Raw genomic sequence first — 26,179 nt, 5'->3', positions numbered from 1 at the left:
AATCGCGAGCAAGCTCACTCCTACAAGGGTTGGCGTTCGCCCTAGATCAAAGTGACCAAATCCTGCGCATCGCGCAGCTGCCAGACCCGCTGAATCAATGCCGTACCCTGCTCCACCGTGCGTGCGCCGGAGAACGCCAGCAGGCGCTGAAACTTGTCCTCCAGCTCAGGCCGCGACAGGGTGTTGCCCGGATCGCCTTTCGGCTCATCAATGCCAGCGCTAAGGGTGCGGCCATCGGTGGTGGTCACGATCACTCGACCCAACCAGCGCCCGGGATAGGCGCCATCGACTTCGGGGTCCAGCTCCATCGTGACCTTTTCGCGGAAGGCGGCGACGTCGGCATCGGTCAGGGCGAGGTCGCGGAATTCGATCAATTGCGCGCTGCCGTGAACCGCAATCAGCCCGAGCACCGCGCCCATGGAAAACTTCGCCTGGTGCACGGTCTGCGGCACATCGACCCGGCCGAGCACATCGATGGCCCCTTGATGAACCCGCGTGACCACCTTGGCGATCTGCTCATGGCGCAGGCCTTCGCGCTGCATCAGGTGGAGCAGCGCATCCGCGGCCGGATGGGTGTGGCGACACGAAGCGTGAAACTTGAACGACGTCTCGACCAGCGCCCAACGGCTGCCGAGACGATCGGACAGCTTCGCCGGATCGCTGTCGCTGGACATCCCTGCGGCCATGCCCTGATCGCCTTCGAGAATATTGCGCGCGCCGGTGAGGCCGTCTTCGGTGAGGTACGCTGCCAGCAGGCCATCGGCCGCCGCCTTGGCGGTGTGCAGCTGTTTGGAATCCGCCGCGTCACGCAGGAATTCCCACAGCCCGGAGGCCTGGGTGCCCGCCGTGCCCAGCAGGTTGATGAACTGCTCTTTGTCGAAGTTCAGCAGCTTGCCCACGCCCACCGCCGCCGCGAGGGTGCCGACCGTCGCGGTGGTGTGAAAGATGCGGTAGTGGGAGCGGCCCATGAATTCGCCGATGCGGATGCCTGCTTCATAACCGGCGACCGACGCCAGCAATAAATCCTGGCCGGTTTTGCCGAGGTCCTGAGCCGCTGCCAGTACGGCCGAGAACACCACTGTCGCGGGGTGCAGCACCGAGCTGTTGTGCAAATCGTCCTGCTCAACCAGGTGCGAAGACGCCCCGTTGACCAGCGCGGCGAAGTACGCCGAGGTGCCGCGACCGCTGACCAGAATCTTCGCCTTGCCCTGTTGCGGGCCCATGCGTTCGGCGTAGCGCTCAAACAGCGGGATGGGCCGCGCGCCCTGACTGGCCAGCGCAGAACCGATCCAGTCCAGGAACAGGTCTTCGGTGCGGTCCAGCACGACGCCGGGAATCTGCTCGTAGGTCAGCTCGGCGAGGAAACCCGCCAATGCCTGGGTATGGCTCATTTCGGCGTCCTCAGAAGCTGCGTGGCAGGTCGAGCAGGTGCTCGGCGACGTAGGAAAGAATCAGGTTGGTGGAGATCGGCGCCACCTGATACAGACGGGTCTCGCGGAATTTGCGCTCCACGTCGTACTCGCAGGCGAAGCCAAAACCGCCATGGGTTTGCAGGCAGGCATTGGCCGCTTCCCACGACGCTTTTGCCGCGAGGTATTTGGCCATGTTGGCGCTGGCACCGGCGTTCTTGCCGCTGTCGTATTCCTCGCAGGCGCGCCAGCGCATCAGGTCCGCCGCTTCGATTTCGATGTGCGCTTCGGCGATGGGGAACTGCACGCCCTGGTTCTGCCCGATCGGGCGGCCAAACACCACGCGATCACGGGCGTAGGCGGCGGACTTTTCAATGAACCAGCGGCCGTCGCCAATGCACTCGGCGGCAATCAATGTGCGCTCGGCGTTGAGGCCGTCGAGGATGTAGCGGAACCCTTTGCCTTCCTCGCCAATCAAGCTGTCGGCGGGCAGTTCCAGGTTGTCGAAGAACAGTTCGTTTGTTTCGTGGTTGACCATGTTGGCGATGGGCTGAACGGTCAGGCCGTTGCCGATGGCGTCGCGCAGGTCGACGATGAAGATCGACATGCCTTCGGACTTTTTCGTCACTTCCGCCAGCGGCGTGGTGCGCGCCAGGAGGATCATCAAATCGGAATGCTGCACGCGGGAGATCCAGACCTTCTGGCCGTTGATCACATACTTGTCGCCCTGCTTCACCGCCGTGGTCTTGATCTTGGTGGTGTCGGTGCCGGTGCTGGGTTCGGTCACGCCCATGGATTGCAGGCGCAGTTCGCCGCTGGCAAGTTTGGGCAGGTAATAGCTTTTCTGCGCGTCGCTGCCGTGACGCAACAGGGTGAACATGTTGTACATCTGGCCGTGCACGGTGCCGGAATTGCCGCCGCAGGCGTTCACTTCTTCGAGGATCACCGAGGCTTCCGCCAAGCCCAGCCCGGAGCCGCCGTATTCCTCGGGGATCATCGCCGACAGCCAGCCCTCATCGGTCAGCGCCTTGACGAAGGTTTCCGGGAAGCCTTTCTGCTCATCGAGCTTGCGCCAGTATTCGGCCGGAAACTGGGCACACAGCGCACGCACGCCGTCACGGATGGCATTGAGGTCTTCGTTTTCGTAGGGATTCATGGTGTCCACTCGCATCGGCCGGCGGCCATGGGATCGGCGCGCCTGGCTGGATAGAAAGAAGGGTTCAGTCAAAAACGACTTCGGCGCTCTGGGCGACGCCGGCGTCATTGCCGGCCCACAGCTGCGCCTTGCCCGGCTCGACGACTCGCCCACCGACGCGGAAGGCAGCAGGCACGTTCAACGGGCGCACGCCGCGATAGGCGAAATGCCGCACGCGCTTATCGGGGTTGGCGCGAATGAAGGCGCGCAGGTTGAAGGTGGCGATCATCGGCCCGTGCACGACCAGCCCGGAATAACCCTCGGTGTCGGTGACGTAGGGGTAGTCGTAGTGAATGCGGTGGCCGTTGAAGGTCACGGCGGAGTAGCGAAACAGCAGCGTCGGTGTCGGCTCAATGACTTCGCTCCACTCGCCCTGCTCAGGAGCGTCACCGCTGTTGAGCTTGGGTGGATTGGGCTCGCGGTAAACGATGTCCTGCTCTTCACGCACGCACAGCTCGCCGTGTTGTGAGTAGTCGTGGCGCACGGTCACGAACAGCAGTGAGCCGGTACGGCCGTGCTTTTCTTCGATGTGCAGAATGGTCGACTGGCGATGGGCATCGGCGCCGACTTTCAGCGGCTGAATGAACTCGACGCGGCCACCGGCCCACATGCGGTTGCGGTTGTCCGCGGGGGGCAGAAAGCCGCCACGGGCCGGGTGGCCGTCAGCGCCGAGTTGCGCTTCGAACACCGGCTCCTGGAAAAAGCACCACTGCCACAGCGGCGGCAACGGGTCGCCGACAGCGGGCGTGGGCTCGCCAAAGGTGGCTGCAATGCGCTTGATCAGGTTGACGCTCAGATGATCCTGGGCTTCTTCGGTGCGGCCAATCCAGTCCGTCAAATTCACGGATGACTCTGCAGCGCTCATGGGCGGGGACCCTCTGGGTTTGTTGTTATGGCCCGATCATGGAAGTGCGCCGGCATTCTGTGAATTTGCATTTGCGTATAGCGGCGTTCGGGTATGCTGAACGCCTCCTGCAACGTCCGGACACCTCCCATGCATTTCGACCTGGCTGACTTGCGCCTCTTCATTCATATCGGCGAATCACCGAGCCTGACCCAGGGTGCGCGCCGAGCGTTTCTCTCTCCAGCAGCTGCCAGCGCGCGGATCAAGGCGCTGGAAGGCCAACTCGGCACGCGCCTGCTGTACCGCGACAGCCGCGGCGTCGAACTGACCCCGGCCGGCCAGCGCCTGCTCAAACACGCGCGGCTGATCATGAGCCAGGTGGATTACCTGAAAAGCGAGTTCACCCGGTACGGGACTGATTCGGCCGGGCACATCCGAATCTTCGCCAACACCACCGCTGTCACCGAGTTTCTGCCCGAAGTGCTGGCCGGGTTTCTGGCGAAACGGCCCGGCGTCACGGTGGACCTGCAGGAGCGTCTGTCCCGGGACATCGTGCGCGGCGTGCTCGACGGCAGCACCGACATGGGCATCATCGCCGGGCCGGTGGAAGCGGCGGGTTTGCAGGTCATCCACTTCAGCACCGACCGGCTGGTACTGATCGTGCCCGTGGGCCATGAGCTGGCGGCCGAGAAGAAAGTCACGTTCAAGCAGACCCTGGCGTTCCAGCACATCGGCCTGCACGAAGGCAGCACGCTGCTGAGTTTTCTGCGCGATCACGTTGAGCGGCTGGGGCAGAGCCTGTCGCTGCGGATTCAGGTATCGAGCTTCGAGGCAATCTGCCGGATGGTGGAAGCCGGGGTGGGCATCGGGGTGATCCCGGAGTCAGCAGCGTCACGGCACAGCCGGACGATGGAGCTGGTGACCATCGAACTCGACGAGCCCTGGGCGGTGCGCGAGCGGAGCATTCTGGTCCGCGAACTGGACGCCCTGCCGGGGGTGGTCAGGGCGTTGATTTCGGTTTTGTTGCCTGCGCCCGAAGCTGAAACCGAGCCCGCAACGCCCGAGGCGTAATCAGATCCAGACGTCGTTCTGCGCAGTGCGCTCGTTGGTGTCGTCACCGGTGTTGATCACGCCGCTGGGCTCGATCAGCATCAGCTTCACTTCCTTTTCGGCATAGGGTTTGTGCTCGACACCCTTAGGGACTACGTACAGCTCGCCCGCATTGAGCTCGACGAAACCGTCGCGGAAATCGATACGCAAACGGCCATCGAGCACAATGAAGGTTTCGTCGGTGTCCGCGTGGCTGTGCCAGAGAAACTCCCCTTCCAGCCGCGCCAGCTTGAACTGGTAGTCGTTCATCTGCGCGACGACTTTCGGCTGCCACTGCTCGGTGAACAGGCTGTATTTCTGGGCGAAATTGACGGGGGTGTGTTGGGTGGTGGACGTGGACACGAGGGCGGCTCCGAAGGGGTTGATGTGGGGCCAATCTAGAGCGCGGGGGTGGGTGGGGTCTTGTACGTTATTGCAGGGTGGCGGGTGGGTTGGTGTGGCGGTGCTTCAACTGACGCCTTCCCGGCTAAAGCCAGTCCTACAAAAAGCGCGCGGTGTGTCAGGAGGGATTTTGCGGTGTGGCAACTGACGCCTTCCCGGCTGAAGCCGGTCCCACTGAAACACCGCGCACTCATAGTGGGACCGGCTTCGGCCGGGAAGAGGCCCTGCGTACGCCATCCATTCTGCGGTGTGGCAAATGACGCTTTCCCGGCTGAAGCCGGTCCCACTGAAACACCGCGCACTCATAGTGGGACCGGCTTCAGCCGGGAAGAGGCCGGTGTGTACGCTATCCATTCTGCGGCATGACGTCTGACGCCTTCCCGGCTAAAGCCGAACCCACTGAAACACCGCGCACTCATAGTGGGACCGGTTCTAGCCCGGAAGAGGCCCTCATGGACGCCATCCATTCTGCGGCGTGACACCTGACGCCTTCCCGGATGAAGCCGGTCCCACTGAAACACCGCGCACTCATAGTGGGACCGGCTTTAGCCGGGAAGAGGCCCTCATGGACGCCATCCATTCTGCGGCGTGACACCTGACGCTTTCCCGGCTGAAGCCGGTCCCACGAGGTGTACAGCCTTCCCAGCCAAGGCCAGTCCCACCAAGGGCGTTCGATCCGCTATGCGCCTGCTCGCAACATCTTCAACCACCGCCCAGGCGGATAGCCGAAGGTCTTCACGAAATGCCGCGTCATGTGGCTCTGGTCGGAGAACCCCGCCATCACCGATGCGTCGCTCAGCGAAACTCCCAACGCTATCGAATGCCGCACCAGGTCCAGCCGGCGCAGGGTCAGGTAGCGATAGGGCGTGGTGCCGAACAGCACGCGGAAATCCCGTGACAGGCGCCAGCGATCGGTGTCGCTGGCCTGTTCCAGATCGGTGAGGCTCACGCCCTGCTCCAGACTGGCCATGAGCATTTCCCGCGCAGTTTGCGCGCCGGCGTAGTTGACGCTCTGGCGGCATTTGCGCACTCCGGCGGCCCCTTGCAGCGCAACAGCGAGGTCGTAGATCGCGTCGTCCAGTTCCAGAGGATCCAGCGCGTTATTCAGGTCGGAAAGCAGCGCCTGAGTGGCCCTGAACAGGCGCGGATCGTTCGACGCCCCGCCCTTGATAAACGGCAGCGGCTTGCCACCGAGCACCTGCTGAATCATCGCCGGTTCCAGATAGAACATCCGGTAGCGAAAGCCGTCTTCGGTCCCGGCGTGGCCGTCATGGGCTTCGTCGGGGTGCAATACCATCGTTTGCCCCGGCAGGTTGTTTACCTGTTCCTTGCCGTACTGAAAGCTCTGCACCCCCGACATCGTGTGGCCGATGGCGTAGGTGTCGTGGCGGTGCATCTCGAAGCCGTGGCCATGAAAGTACGCCTCGATCCGCTCGATCTGCGGCAGCGGCGCGGCACGCAGTACCCAGTCCCGCGTGGAAGGGGTCAGGTGGGCGTCTTCGTCTGCATGGGTGTCCATCGGCAGCGCTCGCGGCAGTGGACGGCAGGTGCATTGAGAGGACACCGGCCGCCGTCGTGAAAAAGGCCTAACCGGGTTGCTTGAGCAACGCCGCCGATGCACTGGACGCATGCACCGCCGGTGGCTTCTCGTTGAGCAAATTCTGGATCGCCTGGCTGTAGGCCTCGCGCCCCAGATTCATGCTGTTGTTGTGGTTGCCGCCCGGCACCATCAGCAGGTTCTTCGGCTCCTGCGCCGCGTCGAACAGCGCTTCGCTGAACTGCGGCGCGACGAACTGATCCGCCGTGCCATGCACGATCAGCACCGGCATGTGCACGTCGGCGATCTTGTCGATGGAGTCGAATTTCTGCGAGACCAGCCAGCGCACCGGCAACGAGGTGCGTTTGCTGGCGACGGAGGACGCAGCGTCGGCGAGGTTGGTGAAGGTCGATTCGATGATCAGCCCCCGCGCCTGAATGGGCTCATCACCTTTTTGCGCATCCCGGCCCAGTTCGGCGGCGAGGTCAACGGCCACGGCGCCACCGAGGGAATGCCCGTAGATCAGGCGCTTTTGCGGGTCGGGTTGAATCTGCTTCAAGCGTGCCCAGGCAATGCGCGCGTCTTCATAAACCGACGCTTCCGACGGCAACTGGCCCTTGCTCTGGCCGAAGCCGCGGTAATCGATGGCGAGGATGGAAAAGCCCAGCGCGCGCAGCTGTTCGATGCGGAACAGTTGACCGGTGAGGTTCCAGCGCGAGCCGTGCAAATAAAGAATGGCGGGAGCGTCCTTCTTATCCGAAGGCCACCACCATGCATGGATGTTCTGCCCGAGGCCGAACGATGGCCCCTTGAGCTCAAGCTCTTGCACGTCGGACGGCAGGCCGTGGTACCAGCTCGCCGTGCCGGGCTCGATCATGAAGACCAGTTCACGCTCCTTGTGCTGCAGCGCTGCGCAACCGACCGGCAGACCAACGACGATCAGCACCATGCACAGCCAGAAGAACCAGCGGGCCTTGAGCCGCGCCAGGGAGAATGTTCGCATTGAGAAAGGTGTCCGGTGCAGAAGTGAGTGCACCGGCAGTTTGCCATTCATTGGCGGGGCGGGTCCTGCTCTTTTCGGCGAACGGCTTCTGTCGAAGGCCGTCGCCTGATTGGGGACGGTGTCACGCCTCAGGCTGCACCGAACCCTGACTCCGCAGCAGAATCAGTAACCCGAGCCCGACGCCGCCGCGCCACTGACGATCGCGATCCCGGAGCTGGTGCCCAGTCGTGTCGCGCCCGCTTCGATCATCGCCACGGCCGTTGCATAGTCACGCACGCCGCCGGACGCTTTCACGCCAACGCCCTGCCGCACGACCTTACGCATCAGGGCGACGTCTTCCAGGGTCGCGCCGCTGCGGCTGAAGCCGGTGGAGGTCTTGACGAAGGCCACGTTGAGGTCGCGGCAGATCTCGGCAGCGCGGGTTTTCTGCGCGTCGTCCAGCAGGCAGGTTTCGAAGATAACTTTCAGCGGCACCGCGCCACAGGCATCTTTGACGGCAGCGATGTCGTCGCGCACCTCGTCAAACAGGCCGTCCTTCAGCCAGCCGATGTTCAGGACCATGTCGATCTCGCCCGCGCCGGCCGCGATGGCCTGCTTCGCCTCGAAAGCCTTGGTGTCGCTCAGCCCGGCGCCCAGTGGAAAGCCGACCACGGCGCAGACCTTGACGGCCTGGCCTTCCAGCAACGAGGCGGCATAGGGCACCTGGCCAGAATTCACGCACACCGAATAGAATCCGTGCTCTTGCGCCTCGCGGCACAGGGTTGCGATCTGCTCTCGGCTGGCGTCGGCGGCCAGCAAGGTGTGGTCGATGTACTGGGCGAGTGCTGCGGGTTCGATCTTCATGGCCAATCGTTTCCTGATAGTGAGGCGGTAACCAGCGACACGCTTTAAGCTTCATGCCTGAGCGCATCATTTTATGTTGTAAATATAACAATGAATGTTATTTTTTTACCATATCCATTCGACAATCGGAATGCCCGTGGACAGTAAAAAATCCGACCGTATCAAGTTGATCCAGCAAGCCCTGCAAGATCAGAAGGCCATTCACCTGAAGGAAATGGCCGCCCTGCTGGACGTTTCGGAGATGACCCTGCGTCGCGACCTGACCCGGCACCCCGACAAATTCCACCTGTTGGGCGGGCATATCACCCTGGCGTTTGATCCGTCAGAGGCCAGTGATTACAAGGTCACCGAGCAAGGTACCCGCCACGTCGAAGAAAAGCGCCGGGTCGGCAAGCTCGCCGCCGCATTCATTCAACCCGGCGACACGGTATTTTTCGACTGCGGCACGACGATCCCTTTTGTCATCGACTTCATCCCGGACGAGCTGGAATTCACCGCCGTGTGCAATTCCCTCAACGTGTTGCTCAAGCTGCAGCAGAAGCCCAACTGCTCGATCGTGCTGTGCGGCGGCACCTTTCATCGCAAGAATCAGGTGTTCGAGCACCACAGCGAAGCGACCATTCTGGACGGCATCCGCCTGACCTGGGCGTTCGTGTCAGCGGCCGGGGTCAGCGACGAGCTGGGCGTGACCTGCTTCAACTTCAACGAAGTGGAGGTCAAGCAAAAGGTCCTGCGGCAAGCCCGGCACTCCATGTTGCTGGCCGATCATTCCAAATTCGATGCCGTGCGCACGGCGCACTTCGCAACGCTGCAGGACTTTCATGTGGTGGTGAGCGACAAGAAGCTGCCCAAGGTTTATCGGGATTTGATTGAGGGGTATGGGGCGCGGTGGGTGGTGTAATCGGCCCTAAATCTGCGTTGCCTGGACCACCGCATTCGTGAGCAAGCTCACTCTCACAGGGTCGATGTCTATCGCCAGATAAAGCAGCGACCCACGCAACGGTGGTCGCTGCCTGATCACCGATTCAGCAGCACGAGCAAGTTAACTCCCACAGGGTGTCGCGTACAGCCAGATTCCCGCGTCGGATACAACATTTGTGGGAGCGACCGGGGTGGCGCTCCACCTTGCTCGCGAAGAGTCCTTCAGCGTTTCAGATCGCTTTCCAGCTGCAACACCTCTTCAGCGCCCAGATACCCCGTCGTCACGCTGAACGATGCGCTCTCCCCCGCGCCCAACAAACGCACATTGCCTTTGGCCTTTTCCGCCAGATACCCCTCGGGCTCACAGCTCGCCGGCAGCACAAATGCGGCCACCTGCTGATCAGCGTTGTGCAGGATCCACCGCGCCGCGTGATCGAACTGCGCCGGCTGATAGCGCGTGTAGAACGCCGGGCCTTCCGGGTGCTTGAGCAGGAAATGCGCATGGCCCTGGGCGTCCGCGTGCACGCCGTCGAAGAAGCAGACAATCTCCGGATCGTACAACTCAGGCGTGCTCAGGCTCTCCAGCCGCGAAGGGTCTTCCGTCAGTTCGGCCATGTACGCCGACCACGCCGGCGTCGGCTTGACGTGGGCCGGCACGCTGCTGCGAATCCGCGTACGCGCCATGCCCAACGGCTCGACGAAACGTCCGCCGTCGACGTAGGCGTAGTTCATGTGGGCCATATACATCAGCTCCATCGGCTTGCCGGCCAGGTTGCGCACGTCCATGCCGATGTCGAACAGCGCCGAACCCGGGCGCAAGGTCACGCTGGGCCTGGCGCGATAGTGGTCGCCAAAGCCCATCACGTATTCGTACTCGCCGCCGATGCGCAGAAACGCGCCGCCCGCGTCCTCGCCGACTTCCAGCCAGGCACTGTCCATCGGCGCGCAGGGCATTTCACCGTGCAGCGGATGATCGTCTTCCGGCGTCGGGCAGCCGTTGCGCAAAATCCCGCTGTGGAACATGAAGCAGCCGTAGGTGCCGATCACCGTCGGGCTCGGGCGTGGCTGCTCGAACATGTTGCGCATGGTCAGGTCGCAGCCATCGAAGACCGCTGACCAGACCATTTGCCCCTGATACGGCAGCACCACGACCCGGCCGCGATCGTTCTCCAGCGCCAGGGCTTTCACGCCGCTGGGATAGGTCCAGGCCAACACGCGAAAGTCCGCGGATTCAAGCAGCGTCTTTTCATCGCCACTGAACAGCTCCGGGTACAGCGAAATCGTGGTGCGCTTTTCGGCCGTTCTCATGATGCCGTCACCGCGCCCACCGGTGCCTGGGCCGGCAGCGGATCACGCATGCATTTGATGGCGTAGGCGACGATCGCCACAAAGCACAGCAGTGGCACGGTGTAGGCAATCTGCATGTTGCCGCCGGTGGCGTCGGAGAGCAGGCCCTGGAAGATCGGCATCACGCCGCCGCCCACAATACTCATCACCAACAGCGAACCGCCGACACCGGTGTCTTCGCCCAGACCGTCGATGGTCAGGCCATAAATGGTCGGCCAGCATGGGCCCAGGAAAATACTCACGCCAACGGCCGCGTACACCGCGCTGATGTTCGGCACCAGAATCGTGTAGGCCAGCAGCACGATGGCCAGCACGCCGTAGATCGCCAGCACTTTGGCCGGGGACATTTTGCGCATCAGCAGGTTGGCGATCATCTTGCCGACGAAGTAGGCGGCGAAGGTGGTTAGCAGGAACCACGACGCGCTGCGCTCGTTCATCCCGCCCATCTGCATCGCCAGGCGAATGGTGAAACTCCACACGCCCACTTGCGCGCCCACGTACAGAAACTGCGCCAGCACGCCGAAGGTGAAGCGCGGGTTGCGCCACAGACGCGACAGGCTCTGGCCAATGCTGCTCGATTTGACGTTAGCCGTGACCTTGCCCTTGCACGCCGGGAACTTGGTGAACGCGATTAGCACGAACATCAGCACCAGCACCGCGATCATCCATTTGTACGGCAGCAGCGTCGACTGGATCATCTGCAGTTGCTGGACTGCGGCTTCCGAGGCGCTCATCTGCGTCAACTGCTCGCGGGTGGCGTCGGTGTCCTTGAACATCACGAAGCTGCCGACGTACACGCCGGTCATCGCGCCGAACGGGTGGAACGTCTGGGAGATGTTCAGGCGGCGGGTGCCGGTTTCACGCGGGCCCATCAGCGTCGAGTAGGTGTTGCAGGCGGTTTCGAGGAAGGCCAGGCCGGCCGCGATGACGAACAGCGCCATCAGGAACATGCCGTATTTGGCCATCGACGCTGCGGGAAAGAACAGCGAGCAGCCTGCCATGTACAGCACCAGACCGATGAGGATGGTGGTCTTGTAGCTGAAACGTCTGACGACCATCGCCGCTGGAATCGCCACGAAGAAATAACCGAGGTAGAACGCCGATTGCACGAAGGAGGTCTGCACATCGCTGAGCAGGAAGGCTTTCTTGAAGTGGGCGATGAGCACGTCGTTCATGCTCGCGGCCGCTGCCCACAGCGCGAAGCAGCAGCACAGCAGCAGGAAGGCGAACCACGGCGTGCGGTTCAGGTAGAACCCGTCCGGTGATTGTTGGAGCGCGGGCTTTGTCATTGTTGTTCTCCGGGAAGTACAGGGAATACCCCGCCCCACCGATCAGGCGATCGGCAGGGCGCGGCGGCTCAAAGGGTGTCGAGAAAGTGGCCGAACGCGGCAGCGTCCGGGTAGGAACTCTGGGTGCCGAGGCCGGTGACCGAGCAGGCGGAATAGGCCACCGCGCGGGTCATGGCGTTGCGCATGTCGCCGTCTTCGCTCCAGTGGCGGGCGAAGCAACCAATGAACGCGTCCCCGGCGCCCGTGGTGTCGCGTGCATCGACCTTGATGCCTTCGACGCGAAATTCGCCTTCTTCGCCGACGTACAGCGCGCCCTTTTCACCCAGGGTGACGATGACGTGACGAATCCCGTCCTGCACCAGCTGCAGGGCGGCCGCGCGGGCGGATTCGATGGAGTCGACAGTCTGGCCAGTGATCAACGCCAGTTCGGTTTCGTTGGGAATGAAGAAATCCAGCTGTGAAAGGTGCTCGCGGCTCAAGCCCTTCACGGCAGGCGCAGGGTTGAGCAGCACCGGGATGCCGTTGGCCTTGGCGAATTCGATGGCGTAGTAGACGGTTTCCAGCTCGATTTCCAGTTGCAGCACGAGGAGCGTGCAGTCGCGCAAGGCGGCCTGGGCAGCGTCGATGTCCGCAGGTTTCAGGTCCGCGTTGGCGCCTTTGACGATGAGGATGCTGTTGTGGGAATCGCTCTGCACGAAGATCGGCGCCACGCCGCTGGAGACGCCGGGAACGCGCTGGACGAACTGGGTATCGATGCCATAACGCTTAAAATTGGCCAGGGTGTTGTCGGCAAACATGTCGTCGCCGACCTTGCTCAGCATCAACACGTCAGCGCCCAGCTTGGCCGCCGCAACCGCCTGATTGGCGCCCTTGCCGCCGCAGCCCATGGCGAAATTCGGTGCTTCGAGGGTCTCGCCCTGCGCCGGCATCCGGTCGATGTAGGTGATCAAATCCACCATGTTGCTGCCGATGACCGCGATCTTGTTCATGTGTGTGAGTACCTTGTTCACGCGCCGGGCCCGAAAGACGAGCCACCTTCGCGGTTTTATTTTTGTTATTTAAATAACATTTTGTGTGACTATTCAACCTATTTCTTCCAAGGCGGACATGCGGCTTGGCGCCTGAGACACATGTCGTTCAAAGGAAGCGGGTTGGAAGCCCTGAGGCAGAGGGTTTGCAGCCACTGGTCGTACAGACCATGGATTCGCGCAAACGTTTGCGATGAGGAGCAGACAATGCCGAATTTGAACTGTGGGAGCGAGCTTGCTCGCGAAGAGGCTGGGGCATCCGATACAACTGCGGCGGCTGAACTACCGCCTTCGCGAGCAAGCTCACTCCCACAGGTGGGTGTTCACTCCCCAGCCTCGTGGCGCCTGCACACCAGTGGATTTGCTGAATAAAATGGCGATCAACCGAGGTAGCGCGCTTGCCCGCGAAAGCCTGCGGGCCTGGCGCTGATACCACATCAGGAAATAACTACATCAGGAAATACAGCAGCAGAATATTCGCCACCAGCATCGCCAGCGCGGTCGGGATTTGCGCTTTGATCACGGCGTACTTGTCGGACAGTTCCAGCAACGCTGCGGGAATCAGGTTGTAGTTCGCGGCCATCGGCGTCATCAGCGTGCCGCAGTAGCCCGAGAACATCCCGATCGCGGCCATGACCGCCGGGTTGGCGCCGTACATGCCCACCAGCACCGGCACGCCGATACCGCCGGTCATCACCGGAAACGCCGCGAAACCGTTGCCCATGACGATGGTGAACAGCGCCATGCCGAGCACATACACCATCACCGCGACGAGGCGAAAATCCAGGTTGATGTAAGCCGTTGCCAGATGCGCCACGGCCTTGCCGACGCCCGCGTCATTGAACACCAGCCCGAGCATCGCCAGCATCTGCGGCAGCACCAGCGCCCAACCCAGCGCTTCGGTCAGCCGCCGCGATTCGCGCATGGCCTGCACCGGCGTGTCACGGGTCAGCCAGCAGGCCAGGGCCAACGCCACCAGACTGCCAATGCCCAGGGACACGAAGGTGCTGTTGGCCGGGTCCAGCAGAAAGACGTCGCCAAACTTGATGTTCTTCAGCAGCACCGCGCCAATCACCGTCACCAGAGGAATCGCCAGCGCCGGAATGAACAGCTTGTTCTTCAAGCGCCCTGCACTCTCCCGCCGCGCCCGGTCGTTGAGGTTCTCATGCTGACCAAAACCCACGCCGCCGAACCCGGCGATCACCGCCATGACGATCACGCCGACGCCCACCCACACCGGCGGCAGCTTCTCGCCTACCAGAAACGCAATGGCGAACAGGCCCCAGAACAGTCCCGTTGACCAGCGTTTGGGATTGGTCCGATCGGTCGCGGTCATGAACGCGGTGATCGCCAGGATCACGCCCGCCAGCCAGTACAGGTATTGAATGGAAATGATCATCGCGCCAGCTCCTTGTCGACAGCGGAGGCCGGCGGCAGCGCCGTCAATTCATGATTCAGGCGTTGATCGAAACGGTGCAGGCGGATGGCGTGGATGACGAATGCGCAGATGGCTGTCGGGATCCCCCAGAAGGCAATGTGCATCGGGTCGACATCAATGCCGGAGCCGAGCAGGAAGGTGTGCATCAACGCAATCGCACCGAAGGCGACGAAGATGTCTTCGCCGAAGAACAGCCCGACGTTGTCGGTCGCCGCGCACAACGCCAGCAGCTTGATGCGCAATGCCTCGGGCAGCTTGCCGAAGCGCGATTCAGCGGCGCCTTCGGCCATGGGCGCGAGCAACGGCCGCACCATCTGCGGATGGCCGCCGAGGCTGGTCAGCCCCAGGGCTGCGGTGGTTTCACGCACGAACAGATACGCGATCAACAGGCGTCCGGCCGTGGCACCGGTGAACCGGGCGATCCAGTTCTGCGCGTGCAGACGCAGCCCGTGGCGTTCAAGCAAACCGATCACCGCCAGCGGCAGAAGGATGATCAACGGCAGCGTGCGGGTTTTGATGAAGCCCGTGCCGATGGTCGCCAGGATGGTCTCCAGCGGCATGCTCGCGGCAAGGCCGGTGGCCAGGGCGGCGAGCGCCACGACCAGCATCGGGTTGAAACGCAGGACGAAGCCCAGAACGATGACCAGCACGCCAAGCAGCGGCCAGAGGTTAATAGCGGTTTGCATGATGGGGTTCTCGTTGGCAGTGGCGGTACCTTGCTGGGGCACGAATAAGAAACGTGTTCGAGAAACGAGCGGTCGCGGCGCCTGTGCTTAACGAAGTGACAGTGCCGCTGCCCCATGGCACCGCAGTCAACGCCGGGCCGTCCAACGGGAAAAACCCGCTATGGCCCATAAGATTTTCTGTTGCCGGGGTGGCATGCAACCTGCTGTTCCAGTGCTCAGTCTGCACAGGTCGTGCCTGCAACGCTGTGACGCTCCCCCGTCATCATGTAGGTGCGCCGGCGCTCAATTGCTCAAGGAAATCCCTCGGTGAATCTCAAGTTTCTGGAAACCTTCGTCTGGGTCGCGCGGCTGAAAAGCTTTCGTCTGACGGCGGAAAAACTGTTCAGCACCCAGGCCTCCATCTCCAGCCGCATCGCCGCGCTGGAGGACGAAATGGGCGTGCGCCTGTTCGTCCGGGATTCCAGGGGCGTGTCGCTGACGCAAGAAGGAGCGCGCGTGCTCGAATACGCCGAGCACATCATGGACACGATGCAAAGCATGAAGGCGGCGATCAAAGACCCCAGCCAGGTGCGCGGCCGCATCCGCATCGGCGCCATGGATACGGTGATACACACCTGGCTCAGCCCCCTGGTAACACGCCTGATGAAGTGTTACCCGAATCTGGAAATCGAGCTCACCGCCGAGACCGCCAGCAACCTCTGCTCGCAGCTGGAAAAGGGTTATCAGGACATCATTTTCCAGACCGACGTGCTGCGTTTCGACAGCGTGCGCAACGCGGTGCTGGCGCGTTATCCCCTGCGCTGGGTTGTGCCGACCGGCTCGGCATTCGACCGCCCGGACGTGACCCTGGAGGAAATCGCCGAAGCGCGCATCGTCACGTTCTCGCGCAATTCGCGGCCGCACCAGGACATCCTCAACATGCTGCACACCGCCAACATCGTCACGCCACGGATCAACTGCGTGAACTCGGCGTCAGCCATTACCCGGCTGGTGCGCGACGGCTTCGGCATCGGCGCGCTGCCGGTGACGCTGGTGCATGGGGAACTGGCCCAAGGCGCATTGACGCTGATCGAGCACGTCCCGCTGCCGCCGCTGATGGACATCGTCGCCAGTTGGCGCACCGGCGCGGGAATGGAGCTGGTGGAAGACATCGTCAGCCTGACCCGCGAGGTCGTGAGCGCCTTTGCTCAGGAAATGCCGGAGGGGTTTGTGCTCGAGGGCGGACCGGAGTGAGCCGGATCAATACCCTCCTCGCCCCTCCAGCAACGTGTCCAGCAACCAGGTCCCGGCCGGTCCCAGGCTTTTTTGCCGGGACCAGATCACGTCGACCGCCGAGCTGCGCGGCCAGCCCGGCACTTTGAGTTCCTTCAAGCGGTCCTGCCCGCAGGTGCTGACCAGCCAGCGCGGCAGTGCCGACCAGCCGAAACCGAAGATCGCCATGTCCATCAACAGCAGGTAATTAGGTGCTGACCAACTGCGTCGCGCGCCGCTGGGCAGGTCGTCGGTGGGCACGCTCTCGTCGACGATGGTGTTCAGGCGCAACGCCCGATGCTGCGAGAGATGGCGGTAATCGACGGCTTCCTCAGCGGCCAGCGGGTGGTTGTGGGACACGAAGATGCCGAAGTCCGCGCGCTCGACGATGGTCGCGTAGCCCACTTCCGGCGGGTACGACGCCTGGGCGGACAGCAGACCCAACGACGCGCGACCGCTCTGGATCAAGTTGATCGCGTCACCGTGTTCGGCAAACACGCACTCCAGTTCCAGCTCCGGAAAGCGCTGATCGAGTTCGGTCATGCGCGCCTGGAATTCGGCGAACTGGTTGGCGTCGGACAGCACCAGCGTCAAGCGCGGCTCCATGCCCTCGGCCAGACGCCCCGCCGCGCGGCGCAGTGTGTCGGACGCTGCGAGCACGTCCTCGATGCGCCCTTCCAGCGCCCTGCCCGCTTCAGTCAACGCGGGATGGCGGGTCGAGCGGTCAAACAATTCCAGGCCCAGGTCGATCTCCAGCCGCGAAATGGCCTCGCTGATGGTCGACTGGCTCTTGCCCAGGCGCCGGGCGGCGGCGCTGAACGAACCCAGCGCGATGGTCTGGGCAAACGCTTCAAGTGCTTCGGGGGAATAGCTCACGGGTGGATACCTCTGAGGCGCATGCGACGTCGCCATCGGTTTTTCCGATGGGACCGATTTTCACTCTAGCCCATCGCGCCCCGACAATGCACACCTGCCCGCGACAAAGTGATCACCGCCATGCCTCTGCACACCCTCACGCCCCCCAAGACCGCGAAGCCGGTCGTTGCGCCGAAATCCGTCAAAGAACGCGCCCTGCATGCGCTGCTGTTCGAGCTCATCGGCGTGCTGATGTTCGCGCCCGGGCTGGCCTGGGTGCTCGGCCAGTCCATCGGCAAGATGGGCGCGATGACGGTGATGATTTCCACGGTCGCCATGCTCTGGAACATGGTCTTCAACGCCGGGTTCGACCGTCTGCGCGCACGGTTGGGTTTCGTCCTGAATTTCAAGGCGCGGGCGCTTCATGCCATCGGCTTTGAAGCGGGACTGATTTTCCTGGTGGTGCCGATGGTGGCGTGGTGGTTGTCGGTCACATTGCTGGAAGCCTTCCTGCTGGACATCGGTCTGGTGCTCTTGTATCTGCCGTACACGATGCTGTTCAACCTGGCCTACGACGGTGTTCGCGAGCGTCTGCTCGCCCGTCCCCAGCTATGCGCTGCTGATCGATAGCGGCACAATTGGTCTCCCCTAAACCTCCTTCATTGGCTATTCGACGGGTCGCAGCGCGGGCGTAACATTTCGCCACGTCCCGCGGCTTGCGCCGGCAACCTTTGAAAGAGAGCACTGACATGAACCACCGAATCAACTGGGCCCAGAAATCGCCGGAAGCCTACAAAGCCATGGTCGGCCTGGAGACAGCGCTGAGTAAATCCGGGCTGGATCATTCCCTGCTGGAGCTGATCCGTCTGCGGTCGTCGCAGCTCAACGGCTGTGCATATTGCGTGAACATGCACGCCGATGACGCACGCAAGGCCGGCGAAAGCGAGGCCCGTCTGCAAACCCTCAGCGTGTGGGAAGAAACCGAATTCTTCACAGAGAAGGAAAAAGTCGTACTCGCCTGGGTTGAAAGCCTGACCCTGCTGCCTGTGCACCGTGCGCCGCAACATCAGTACGAAGCGTTGCTCAAGCATTACAGCGAAGCCGACGTGGTCAACATTACCTTGGCCGCCGCCACCATCAACGCCTGGAATCGCTTCGGCGTGGGGTTTGCGATGATGCCGAGCTGATTCCCGTTATTGGCCTCACACCCGCAAAAACCGTCCGCTGATCGCCACACCCAACAGCATCACGGCGATGATCATGAACGCCGCGCCGAGGCTGCTGAGGTGGGCGACGAACCCGATGCCAGCCGGCCCCATCAGAATGCCGATGTAGCCCAGCGTCGTGATCGCCGGCACCGCCACGTTCTCCGGCATGGTCTTCTGCCGACCGACCGCGCTGTAAAACACCGGCACGATGTTGGAACAGCCGATTCCCACCAGCGCGTAGCCGCACAGCGCCGCTTGCCAGACCGGGATCAACGTCGCGACGGTCATCCCGGCGGCCGCGCACAGCCCGCCAAACAGGACGATTTTGTGCACGCCCAAGCGCCGGACAATCGGATCGCCGCACAGACGCCCGATCGCCATGGCCAACGCGAATACCGCATAACCGAATCCAGCGTAGGACGGTTCGACGCCGCGCTGGGCGCTGAGGAACACCGCACTCCAGTCGAGCATCGCGCCTTCGGTGAGGAACACCGTGAAGCACATCAAGCCGATGAACAGCACCACGCCCCGGGGAATCGCAAATGCCGGGCCGCCCGGTTCACCGCCGTACGGCAACAAGTGAGGCGCGGCTTTGTACAGCGCAATCGCAATGAACAACGCAACGACGGCCATTGCCAGCCACGGCCAGACGCCGACGCTCAACAACGCCGACACCCCCGCCGCGCCCAGAATCCCGCCGCAACTGAACAGCCCGTGAAACCCGGACATCATGGTCTTGCCGCTGGCCCGCTCGACGATGATCGCCTGAATGTTGGTCACACACCCCAGCGCACCCATGCTCGCGCCGTAGACAAACAGCGTGGCGACCATCAGCGGCACCGAGCTGAGGGTGGCCAATAGAGGCAGACACACACAGGCGATCACGCCCGTCATCACGATCAAACGCCGACAGCCATAACGCACCGTCATCGCCCCGGCCAACGGCATGGAAACGATCGAGCCAATGCCCAGACACAACAGCAACAACCCGAGGCCGGCGTCGTCCAGACCCAGACGGCTTTTCGCATAAGGCACCAGCGGCGCCCAGGCCGACATACTGAACCCGGTGACAAAAAAAGCGATCCGCGTCGAAAACTGCTCCAGCCGCCCCGGTACCACAGGCGCTGCGGTGCTGATGGAAGTCATTGCCGCTCCGTTGAAAACAGCGGCCCGGCATGGCCCGCTCGGGACCAGCCTAACAAAGCTTGAAACAATGCCGAAGAAGGGATGTTGCAGGCAGTGGCCTCAGGAACGCCTCACTCGCCCTCGAAGACATCGACGCGGAGCGTCAAAGGATGCATTCCCACGCGGAGCGTGGGAACGATCGATTGCTTCAGTGGGACCGGCTTCAGCCGGAAAAGAGGCCTGTGCGTACACCCATCATTTTGCAGCGCGGCGCCCAACGCCTTCCCGGCTAAAGCCGGTCCCACTATTCGAACGCGCACCTCGTAGGACCGGCTTTAGCCGGGAAGCCCTTGATCTGCTTTTGATCTGATCTTGATCTTGATCTTCAAACACAAAAGGCCCAGACGACACCAATCGCGACTTTGGTGCAGGCCGAACGCAGACGACGCGCAGTGGGCCGAGCCGCATGGATGCGGCGAGAGCGCCGTCAGGACATGGATGTCCGTTCGGCGCGGGCCCACGGAGCGTCGTCGGAGTGAGGGTATTCCGACGAAGGAGGAACCCAACCAGAAGCAAGCACCCTTGGTTACTTGGGGTGCTTTTCCAAGTAACTCGCCGAAGGCGAAACCCGAGGCCGTTAGGCCGACGCCCTTGATCTTGATCTTGATCTTGATCTTGATCTTGATCTTGATCTTGATGAAGGATCACGCCTTCCAAGGCGACCGCCGAATGATCTCCACAAAATTCAGCGGCTTGAACGTCGGATCCTCATCCACCAACACATCCGCATTCACCGTCCCGAACGTCGTATCAGGCTTATGCCGAAACCCATCAGCAAACGCACACAAAATGCACCCCTTGAAGTCCTCCCCGCGCGGGTGAGCATGGGTCACCACCTCCCGCTGCTCATCACTGAACTCCCCGTAATTGATGCCCAACACATCCATCTCCACGCCCGCCGTCACCAACGCCACGTTCGGCCGCAAATGCTCCGGCACGCCCGGCGTCGTGTGCAGCGCAATCGACAACCACACCTGCTCCACATCCCCCTCGGACAACCCAAACGGCTGCATGAACGCCCGCGCCGCATTGGCCGAATCCACCTCGAAACGCAGGTCCGCACTGCGATGCCGCACCACCAGCCCCACGTCATGAAACATCGCCCCGACGTAAAGCTGCTCGGCGTCATATTTCAGCCCCTTGCGCTCCCCCGTCAGCGCCCCCCACAAAAACACCCGGCGCGAGTGATGGAACAGCAAATCGTCCTCCTGCTCGCGGATGTACTCGGTCGTAGCGCGGGCCAGCGCGCTGTCGGGGATCTTGATGCCAGCAATTGATTGAGTCATGGGAAGTCTCTCCAGCGGCCGCGCCGGTGTGGCGCGTTGAAGAGAAGTCTGGGCGACAGCGCATACCGGCTCAATCGGCACGCGGTCTCGATCTCTGCCAAACGTACATCGTTTACTGCCAACCCACCTGCGGTTTACCAGATTGCTGCGGACCGCCCGCCTGACCTCGGATAAACTCTGCGCCGTTGCAGTGCGCTACGCCTCAAAAAGCGCTTTAAAAAGTGCCCTCAAAGCGCGCCGTCAGAGCCCGCCGATCAAAGCATTCCTGCACCCACACCCAATGCATCGAAAACAAGGAGCCCCCGTGTACAAGGGCGTTGCGTTATCGGTCATGGCCTCCTGCCTGTTCGCGGTCATGTACTACTACACCTCACTCCTCACGCCGTTGAGCGGTGAAGAAATCTTCGGTTGGCGCATGCTGCTGACCCTGCCCTGCGTGACCCTGTTCATGCTCTCCAGCGGCGACTGGAGACTGGCCCGCGCCCTCGGCGTCCGGGTGCGCCAGACGCCTGCATTGCTGGCGGGCATGGCGCTGTCGGCGACGTTGATGGGCGCGCAGTTGTTGCTGTTCATGTGGGCGCCGCTGCACGGCCGCAGTCTGGAGGTGTCGCTCGGGTATTTTCTCCTGCCGCTGACCATGATCCTCACCGGACGCGTGGTGTACGGCGAGCACCTGTCGCACCTGCAGAAAATCGCCGCCTGCTGCGCGCTGGTTGGTGTGGGCAACGAGCTGCTGCGCCTGGGCAGTTTTTCCTGGGAAACCCTGGTCGTCTGCCTGGGTTATCCGCTGTACTTCGTGCTGCGGCGCAAGCTCAAGACCGACAACCTCGGCGGTCTGTGGTGGGACATGCTGCTGATCCTGCCCGTCGCCGTGCTGTTCATCTGCCAGGGCAACCCGTCTGTGGTGGAACAATTCCCACGCTTCTATGTGCTGATTCCGGTACTGGGGGCGATCAGTGCGTCGGCCCTGGTCAGCTACATTCTCGCCAGCCGCCTGCTGGCGTTCAGCGTGTTCGGCCTGCTGAGCTACGTCGAGCCGGTGCTGCTGGTCGGTGTCGCCCTGCTGCTGGGCGAATCCATCGGCCGCGACGAATGGATGACCTACCTGCCCATCTGGCTGGCGGTCATGGTCCTGGTGGGGGAAGGCGCCAAGCATGTGTTGGCCCAGCGCCGACGCAACAGCGTGTGAATTGAAGTTTGCGCCTTAGCAGCGTTAATGACCGAACCGCGCCAGCTGCATCTCCTGCAAGCGGCTCAGCGTGCGTCGAAACGCGAACGCCAGATAGCCTTCGGTGTACAGCTCGGCCATCGGCATCGCGGCTTCGATGTACAGCGGCACCTTGCGGTCATAACACTCGTCCACCAGCGCAATGAAACGCCGCACGCCATCGTCATAGGGCGACAGCTGCGGCAGTTCGCGGTCCCCCGCGGTGACCTGTTCAACGCCATCCTCGGTACCACGGGCAATGCGCCCCTCGCGCTGGGGGGCGCTCAACGCCGGCACCTCACTCAACAAAACGGCCTTGTAGCGATCGCACAGCTCAATGAAATCCATCGCCGCCAGCGGTTGCTCGCACAAGTCGGCATAGCGGCACCAGACCACCGTTCGACTGCTGCGCACCACCGGCACATGGCGACGACCCAGCGGCACCGGCTGAATCGACACCGACTCGCCGCTGCTCAACGTCTCGAACACCTCGACCAACGCGCTCGGCCCCTGCTCCGTCTTCACCCAGTAGCGCTGCTGCGCCTGACCGGGATGCAGCCGGTGGTCCTCGCCGCCGTCGACCGACACCACCTCCATGAACTGGTTGATCGCCGTGATCGCGGGCACGAAACGCTCGCGGTTATGACCCGTGGCGTACAGCTGCTCGGGCAATTGATTGGAGGTGCACACCAGCACCACGCCCTCGTCGAACATTGCGCGCAGCAGGCCGCCGAGAATCACCGCATCGCCGATGTCGTTGACGAACAACTCGTCGAAGCACAACACGCGCACGTCCTGGGCCAGTTCCCGCGCCAGCACCTGCAGCGGTTTGGCCACGCCGGTGAGCTGGAACAGGCGTTGATGCACCCATCGCATGAAGTGATGAAAATGCTGGCGCCGGGCCGGAACCTGCAGGCTGTCGTAAAAACGGTCCATGAGCCAGGTCTTGCCGCGCCCCACCGGGCCCCACAGGTAAACGCCTTTGACCGCGCCGCCGCGCTTGCCATCATTCAGCGCCTGCCAGCACGCCTGCAAGTGCAGCGCGGCATTGCGCTGCGCCTCGTCCGGCTGAAAATCCCGGGCATCAACGGCCTGCTGCCAGGCTTCAAGTGGAGACAGAACGGTCATCGAAACGCTTCATTCGGCAGTGGAAGATTGATCGTGGCGTCTGGAATAAGAGGCGCCCAGCAGATAAAAACAGCCGCCGGCAATGATGAACGCCGCCAGCATGTAAAACATGAAATGCGCCGACCGGGTCGCCAGGGCGAAACCGCACAACACCGGCCCCAGTGCGCCGCCGAGGTTGGAGAGGTTCTGCGCGCCGTAATACATCCCGCGCAAATGGGTCGGCGCGATGCGGTCGATGAACATGTACTCGGCCGGGAACACGATGATCTCGCCGAGGGTGAACACCGCCACCGCCAGCGACCAGTGCAGCACCGTGGTCGAAAGCGCAAACCCGACCACGCCCATCAGGAACAGGCTGAAACCTGCGGTCAGCCACTGGTTCAGGTACTGATGGCTGATGCGTTTGCCGACCAGGTACTGCAAGCAGATCACCACCGCCGCGTTTACCGCGACCACCGAGCTGATGACCTGATAGGTGAATTCCGGCGTGCTGGTGGTGACCAGGTATTGCGACAGGTACGCGGTGAACTGCCCGAACACCACCGCGCTGAGCACGCCGCCGACGGTGAAGCACACCAATCGGTAGTCCTTGAGCAGGATGCGTCCGACGGCGATGAAGGAAACTGGCGCATTGGCCGGGTCCGCTGAACTCAGCTTGGGGTCCCCGTACATTGCGTAGACCAGCAAGAAGCCCAGGCCCAGCGCCGCCGACATCACAAATGGCAGCTTCATGTTCCAGTGGGCCAACCCGGCGCCAATGAACGGCCCGACCGCATAGCCGATGTTGATCAGCGTGTAGCGCACCGAGAAGACTTTGCTCTGATCGCCCACCGGCAACAGCTTGCCGAACGCCGCCTTGACCACGATATCGATGACCGAATACGCGAAATTGAACGACACCAGAAACAGGAAAAACAGCCACAGCTTGTTGGTCACGCACATGCCGATGAAGCCGGCGACGAAGAACCCGGTGAAGCACAGAATCAACCGGTAGCTGGACAGTTTGTCGGTGAGGTAGCCGCCGTAGAGGCTCAGCAACGAGCCGACAATCAGCGCCCCGCCGACGACCATGCCGATGTCGCTCATGCTCAATACGAAATTCGAAGACAGGTAAATCACCAGATACGGCAGGGTGATCGCCCTGCCCAGCGTCAGAAACAACGACGACGAAAGCAGGAGATTGACTGAAGCCGGGTAGTGTCTGAGCGCAGCGAGCATCCGTGTTCTGTCCTTCGTGACGTGCCGAGCCTTGATCACAGGAATCGGCGAGCTGTTTGAGTCAAACATCGTTACACAATCGGCCGCGACAGGACACCTGAAGAATGAGTGGACCTGGCAGGGTGCGGCATTTCCCCAACTGGCCGTCTGCGTTCACATTCCGTAACATCCCCTCCTTTTGCACGCCGCCCGCTAGGTACTCAATGAAACCCGCCCGTCTTCGCGCCGATGTCCTCGCCGGACTCACCACCTCTTTCGCTCTGGTGCCCGAGTGCATCGCCTTCGCGCTGGTCGCGCACCTCAATCCACTGATGGGCCTGTATGGGGCCTTTATCATCTGCACGCTGACCGCTCTGTTCGGCGGGCGTCCCGGCATGGTCTCGGGTGCGGCGGGTTCGATGGCCGTGGTCATCGTGGCGCTGGTGGTGCAGCACGGCGTGCAGTACCTGCTGGCGACGGTGTTGCTGGGCGGCTTGGTGATGATCGCGTTCGGATTGCTTAGGCTGGGCAAGCTGGTGCGGATGGTGCCGTATCCGGTCATGCTCGGGTTCGTCAACGGCCTCGCGATCGTCATCGCCATGGCGCAGCTGGAGCATTTCAAAAGCGGCGAAACCTGGCTCAGTGGTACGCCGCTGTACCTGATGATTGGCCTGGTGGCGATGACCATGGCGGTGGTGTACCTGCTGCCGCGCCTGACCCGATCGGTGCCGCCGGCGCTGGTCGCCATCCTCGGCGTCGGTCTGCTGGTGTATCTGTTCGACCTGCCGACGCGCACCCTCGGCGACATGGCGCACATCGCCGGCGGTCTGCCGGCCCTGTCGCTGCCGGACGTGCCGTGGAATCTGGAGACCCTGCGCATCATCGCGCCCTACGCGATTTTGATGGCGCTGGTCGGCCTGCTGGAAACCCTGCTGACCCTGAACCTCACCGATGAAATCACCGAAAGCCGCGGCTACCCCGACCGCGAGTGCGTCGCCCTCGGCGTCGCCAACCTGGCGTCCGGCCTGTGCGGCGGCATGGGCGGCTGCGCAATGATCGGCCAGACCGTGATCAACCTGAGTTCCGGCGGCCGCGGTCGCCTGTCCGGCATCGTCGCCGGCGTGATGATCCTGATGTTCGTGCTGTTCCTCTCGCCCCTCATCGAGCGCATTCCGCTGGCGGCGCTGGTCGGCGTGATGTTCGTGGTCGCTCAGCAGACTTTCGCCTGGGCCTCCCTGCGGGTGCTGCGCAAAGTGCCGCTGAACGATGTCTTCGCAATCATCGCCGTGACCATCGTGACTGTCCTCACCGACCTGGCCACGGCCGTGCTGTTCGGCATCCTCATCGCGGCGCTGAACTTCGCCTGGCAACAGGCCCGCGAGCTGTACGCCGACAGCCACATCGAGCCCGACGGCAGCAAGATGTATCACCTCCACGGCACGCTGTTCTTCGCCTCCACCACGCCATTCCTCGATCAGTTCGATCACCTCAACGATCCGCAGCAGGTCACGCTGGATTGCCGACATCTGATCTTCGTGGACTATTCGGCGATCGCCGCGCTGAAAACCCTGCGCGAGCGGTATCAAAAGGCGGGCAAGCACCTGCGCGTGGTGCATCTGTCGGAGCGTTGCAAAAAACTGCTCAAGCGCGCGGGCGTGCAGCACGCTTGAGGCGAGTCACCCGCCGAATGATGGGCGGCGCAGGGCCTGAAGGCTCGGCACTGCGCGTCAGGTAACTGGCGCAGGGCTCATCCAGCGACGAGGGATCGCCACTTTTCTGCGCACCGGCCAAGCATTTGTTCCAAAAAGACTCACTTCTTGTACACAACCCG

The 26,179-nt window shown here is 62.5% G+C and carries 24 protein-coding genes; 7 read left to right on the top strand and 17 right to left on the bottom strand.

Annotation, left to right across the window (positions count from 1 at the left end):
- Nucleotides 1-41: 41 nt before the first annotated feature.
- From AC07VF_RS17585 to AC07VF_RS17575, 3 genes are all read right to left on the bottom strand, one after another.
- Nucleotides 42-1,391, bottom strand: coding sequence for an MmgE/PrpD family protein (locus tag AC07VF_RS17585; protein WP_495009001.1), 1,350 nt, complete (start codon nt 1,389-1,391; stop codon nt 42-44).
- Nucleotides 1,392-1,401: 10 nt separating this feature from the next.
- Nucleotides 1,402-2,565 carry an acyl-CoA dehydrogenase family protein gene (locus AC07VF_RS17580; RefSeq protein ID WP_495009000.1) on the bottom strand — a complete coding sequence of 388 codons (1,164 nt, stop codon included), beginning with the start codon at nt 2,563-2,565 and terminating at the stop codon, nt 1,402-1,404.
- Nucleotides 2,566-2,629: 64 nt separating this feature from the next.
- A complete protein-coding gene (locus AC07VF_RS17575) occupies nt 2,630-3,469 on the bottom strand; it encodes an HTD2 family dehydratase (protein ID WP_495008999.1) in 840 nt (279 codons plus the stop codon).
- Nucleotides 3,470-3,598: 129 nt separating this feature from the next.
- Here AC07VF_RS17575 and AC07VF_RS17570 point away from each other — a divergent pair, with 129 nt between their 5' ends.
- Nucleotides 3,599-4,519 carry a LysR family transcriptional regulator gene (locus tag AC07VF_RS17570; protein ID WP_463583657.1) on the top strand — a complete coding sequence of 307 codons (921 nt, stop codon included), beginning with the start codon at nt 3,599-3,601 and terminating at the stop codon, nt 4,517-4,519.
- Here AC07VF_RS17570 and AC07VF_RS17565 read toward each other — a convergent pair whose 3' ends face one another.
- The 4 genes from AC07VF_RS17565 to deoC form a co-directional block, all read right to left on the bottom strand.
- The gene (locus tag AC07VF_RS17565) at nt 4,520-4,900 is read right to left on the bottom strand and encodes a cupin domain-containing protein (protein ID WP_495008998.1); all 381 of its coding nucleotides are present in this window, start codon (nt 4,898-4,900) and stop codon (nt 4,520-4,522) included.
- A 718-nt stretch (nt 4,901-5,618) separates the two neighbouring features.
- Complete coding sequence (locus AC07VF_RS17560) at nt 5,619-6,458, bottom strand: AraC family transcriptional regulator (protein WP_495008997.1); 840 nt, start codon at nt 6,456-6,458, stop codon at nt 5,619-5,621.
- A 67-nt stretch (nt 6,459-6,525) separates the two neighbouring features.
- Nucleotides 6,526-7,479 carry an alpha/beta hydrolase gene (locus AC07VF_RS17555; protein ID WP_495008996.1) on the bottom strand — a complete coding sequence of 318 codons (954 nt, stop codon included), beginning with the start codon at nt 7,477-7,479 and terminating at the stop codon, nt 6,526-6,528.
- 162 nt (nt 7,480-7,641) lie between these two features.
- Complete coding sequence (gene deoC / locus AC07VF_RS17550; protein ID WP_495008995.1) at nt 7,642-8,322, bottom strand: deoxyribose-phosphate aldolase; 681 nt, start codon at nt 8,320-8,322, stop codon at nt 7,642-7,644.
- A 130-nt stretch (nt 8,323-8,452) separates the two neighbouring features.
- On the opposite strand from deoC, the gene deoR reads away from it, so the two are divergent.
- Nucleotides 8,453-9,223: a DNA-binding transcriptional repressor DeoR gene (gene deoR, locus AC07VF_RS17545; protein ID WP_495008994.1), complete on the top strand. Its 771-nt coding sequence runs from the start codon at nt 8,453-8,455 to the stop codon at nt 9,221-9,223.
- A gap of 242 nt (nt 9,224-9,465) precedes the next feature.
- On the opposite strand, the gene AC07VF_RS17540 is transcribed toward deoR, so the two are convergent.
- The 5 genes from AC07VF_RS17540 to AC07VF_RS17520 form a co-directional block, all read right to left on the bottom strand.
- Nucleotides 9,466-10,551: an aldose 1-epimerase family protein gene (locus AC07VF_RS17540; protein ID WP_495008993.1), complete on the bottom strand. Its 1,086-nt coding sequence runs from the start codon at nt 10,549-10,551 to the stop codon at nt 9,466-9,468.
- The gene (gene fucP, locus AC07VF_RS17535) at nt 10,548-11,879 is read right to left on the bottom strand and encodes an L-fucose:H+ symporter permease (protein ID WP_192175007.1); all 1,332 of its coding nucleotides are present in this window, start codon (nt 11,877-11,879) and stop codon (nt 10,548-10,550) included. The genes AC07VF_RS17540 and fucP overlap by 4 nt, the downstream gene beginning before the upstream one ends.
- Before the next feature lie 68 nt (nt 11,880-11,947).
- Entirely contained in the window at nt 11,948-12,868 is a 921-nt protein-coding gene (gene rbsK, locus AC07VF_RS17530; RefSeq protein WP_495008992.1) for a ribokinase, read from the bottom strand.
- Nucleotides 12,869-13,355: 487 nt separating this feature from the next.
- Nucleotides 13,356-14,306 (bottom strand): DUF979 domain-containing protein, encoded by a 951-nt coding sequence (locus AC07VF_RS17525; RefSeq protein WP_495008991.1) that lies wholly within the window; start codon nt 14,304-14,306, stop codon nt 13,356-13,358.
- A complete protein-coding gene (locus AC07VF_RS17520) occupies nt 14,303-15,031 on the bottom strand; it encodes a DUF969 domain-containing protein (protein ID WP_423574797.1) in 729 nt (242 codons plus the stop codon). Before AC07VF_RS17520 ends, AC07VF_RS17525 begins: the two co-directional genes overlap by 4 nt.
- 306 nt (nt 15,032-15,337) lie before the next feature.
- On the opposite strand from AC07VF_RS17520, the gene AC07VF_RS17515 reads away from it, so the two are divergent.
- Nucleotides 15,338-16,264 carry a LysR family transcriptional regulator gene (locus AC07VF_RS17515; protein WP_495008990.1) on the top strand — a complete coding sequence of 309 codons (927 nt, stop codon included), beginning with the start codon at nt 15,338-15,340 and terminating at the stop codon, nt 16,262-16,264.
- A 6-nt stretch (nt 16,265-16,270) separates the two neighbouring features.
- Here AC07VF_RS17515 and AC07VF_RS17510 read toward each other — a convergent pair whose 3' ends face one another.
- On the bottom strand, nt 16,271-17,158 hold the full coding sequence (locus AC07VF_RS17510) for a LysR family transcriptional regulator (RefSeq protein WP_495008989.1): 888 nt from the start codon (nt 17,156-17,158) through the stop codon (nt 16,271-16,273).
- A 120-nt stretch (nt 17,159-17,278) separates the two neighbouring features.
- Here AC07VF_RS17510 and AC07VF_RS17505 point away from each other — a divergent pair, with 120 nt between their 5' ends.
- Together AC07VF_RS17505 and AC07VF_RS17500 are read left to right on the top strand one after the other, a co-directional pair.
- A complete protein-coding gene (locus AC07VF_RS17505; protein WP_495008988.1) occupies nt 17,279-17,767 on the top strand; it encodes a multidrug/biocide efflux PACE transporter in 489 nt (162 codons plus the stop codon).
- 119 nt (nt 17,768-17,886) lie between these two features.
- Complete coding sequence (locus AC07VF_RS17500) at nt 17,887-18,324, top strand: carboxymuconolactone decarboxylase family protein (protein ID WP_495008987.1); 438 nt, start codon at nt 17,887-17,889, stop codon at nt 18,322-18,324.
- A 15-nt stretch (nt 18,325-18,339) separates the two neighbouring features.
- On the opposite strand, the gene AC07VF_RS17495 is transcribed toward AC07VF_RS17500, so the two are convergent.
- Together AC07VF_RS17495 and AC07VF_RS17490 are read right to left on the bottom strand one after the other, a co-directional pair.
- Nucleotides 18,340-19,491, bottom strand: a complete 1,152-nt coding sequence (locus tag AC07VF_RS17495) for an MFS transporter (RefSeq protein ID WP_495008986.1) — start codon at nt 19,489-19,491, stop codon at nt 18,340-18,342.
- A 683-nt stretch (nt 19,492-20,174) separates the two neighbouring features.
- Nucleotides 20,175-20,816, bottom strand: a complete 642-nt coding sequence (locus AC07VF_RS17490) for an HD domain-containing protein (protein WP_495008985.1) — start codon at nt 20,814-20,816, stop codon at nt 20,175-20,177.
- Between the two features lie 304 nt (nt 20,817-21,120).
- On the opposite strand from AC07VF_RS17490, the gene rarD reads away from it, so the two are divergent.
- Nucleotides 21,121-22,005: an EamA family transporter RarD gene (gene rarD / locus AC07VF_RS17485; RefSeq protein WP_495008984.1), complete on the top strand. Its 885-nt coding sequence runs from the start codon at nt 21,121-21,123 to the stop codon at nt 22,003-22,005.
- A 24-nt stretch (nt 22,006-22,029) separates the two neighbouring features.
- Here the strand turns inward: rarD and zapE are convergent, their stop codons facing one another.
- Both zapE and AC07VF_RS17475 read right to left on the bottom strand, forming a co-directional pair.
- Nucleotides 22,030-23,151 (bottom strand): cell division protein ZapE, encoded by a 1,122-nt coding sequence (gene zapE / locus AC07VF_RS17480; RefSeq protein ID WP_495008983.1) that lies wholly within the window; start codon nt 23,149-23,151, stop codon nt 22,030-22,032.
- 9 nt (nt 23,152-23,160) lie between these two features.
- Nucleotides 23,161-24,369 carry an MFS transporter gene (locus AC07VF_RS17475; protein WP_495008982.1) on the bottom strand — a complete coding sequence of 403 codons (1,209 nt, stop codon included), beginning with the start codon at nt 24,367-24,369 and terminating at the stop codon, nt 23,161-23,163.
- A 203-nt stretch (nt 24,370-24,572) separates the two neighbouring features.
- On the opposite strand from AC07VF_RS17475, the gene AC07VF_RS17470 reads away from it, so the two are divergent.
- Nucleotides 24,573-26,018, top strand: coding sequence for a SulP family inorganic anion transporter (locus AC07VF_RS17470; protein WP_495008981.1), 1,446 nt, complete (start codon nt 24,573-24,575; stop codon nt 26,016-26,018).
- Nucleotides 26,019-26,179 lie beyond the last annotated feature (161 nt).

Source organism: Pseudomonas sp. GW821-FHT02H06 (genome assembly GCF_059421525.1).
Note: the sequence above shows the minus strand (reverse complement) of the source record. Positions and strands in the feature narration are given on the sequence as shown.

Excerpts from the sequence above, each read along its gene's own strand:
- fucP (WP_192175007.1), bottom strand. The coding sequence starts at position 11,879 with ATGACAAAGCCCGCGCTCCAACAATCACCGGACGGGTTCTACCTGAAC.
- AC07VF_RS17580 (WP_495009000.1), bottom strand. The coding sequence starts at position 2,565 with ATGAATCCCTACGAAAACGAAGACCTCAATGCCATCCGTGACGGCGTG.
- AC07VF_RS17490 (WP_495008985.1), bottom strand. The coding sequence starts at position 20,816 with ATGACTCAATCAATTGCTGGCATCAAGATCCCCGACAGCGCGCTGGCC.
- deoC (WP_495008995.1), bottom strand. The coding sequence starts at position 8,322 with ATGAAGATCGAACCCGCAGCACTCGCCCAGTACATCGACCACACCTTG.
- AC07VF_RS17505 (WP_495008988.1), top strand. The coding sequence starts at position 17,279 with ATGCCTCTGCACACCCTCACGCCCCCCAAGACCGCGAAGCCGGTCGTT.
- rbsK (WP_495008992.1), bottom strand. The coding sequence starts at position 12,868 with ATGAACAAGATCGCGGTCATCGGCAGCAACATGGTGGATTTGATCACC.
- zapE (WP_495008983.1), bottom strand. The coding sequence starts at position 23,151 with ATGACCGTTCTGTCTCCACTTGAAGCCTGGCAGCAGGCCGTTGATGCC.
- AC07VF_RS17475 (WP_495008982.1), bottom strand. The coding sequence starts at position 24,369 with ATGCTCGCTGCGCTCAGACACTACCCGGCTTCAGTCAATCTCCTGCTT.
- AC07VF_RS17575 (WP_495008999.1), bottom strand. The coding sequence starts at position 3,469 with ATGAGCGCTGCAGAGTCATCCGTGAATTTGACGGACTGGATTGGCCGC.
- AC07VF_RS17540 (WP_495008993.1), bottom strand. The coding sequence starts at position 10,551 with ATGAGAACGGCCGAAAAGCGCACCACGATTTCGCTGTACCCGGAGCTG.
- AC07VF_RS17525 (WP_495008991.1), bottom strand. The coding sequence starts at position 14,306 with ATGATCATTTCCATTCAATACCTGTACTGGCTGGCGGGCGTGATCCTG.
- AC07VF_RS17555 (WP_495008996.1), bottom strand. The coding sequence starts at position 7,479 with ATGCGAACATTCTCCCTGGCGCGGCTCAAGGCCCGCTGGTTCTTCTGG.
- AC07VF_RS17495 (WP_495008986.1), bottom strand. The coding sequence starts at position 19,491 with ATGACTTCCATCAGCACCGCAGCGCCTGTGGTACCGGGGCGGCTGGAG.
- AC07VF_RS17560 (WP_495008997.1), bottom strand. The coding sequence starts at position 6,458 with ATGGACACCCATGCAGACGAAGACGCCCACCTGACCCCTTCCACGCGG.
- AC07VF_RS17470 (WP_495008981.1), top strand. The coding sequence starts at position 24,573 with ATGAAACCCGCCCGTCTTCGCGCCGATGTCCTCGCCGGACTCACCACC.
- AC07VF_RS17500 (WP_495008987.1), top strand. The coding sequence starts at position 17,887 with ATGAACCACCGAATCAACTGGGCCCAGAAATCGCCGGAAGCCTACAAA.
- AC07VF_RS17570 (WP_463583657.1), top strand. The coding sequence starts at position 3,599 with ATGCATTTCGACCTGGCTGACTTGCGCCTCTTCATTCATATCGGCGAA.
- AC07VF_RS17520 (WP_423574797.1), bottom strand. The coding sequence starts at position 15,031 with ATGCAAACCGCTATTAACCTCTGGCCGCTGCTTGGCGTGCTGGTCATC.
- deoR (WP_495008994.1), top strand. The coding sequence starts at position 8,453 with ATGCCCGTGGACAGTAAAAAATCCGACCGTATCAAGTTGATCCAGCAA.
- AC07VF_RS17585 (WP_495009001.1), bottom strand. The coding sequence starts at position 1,391 with ATGAGCCATACCCAGGCATTGGCGGGTTTCCTCGCCGAGCTGACCTAC.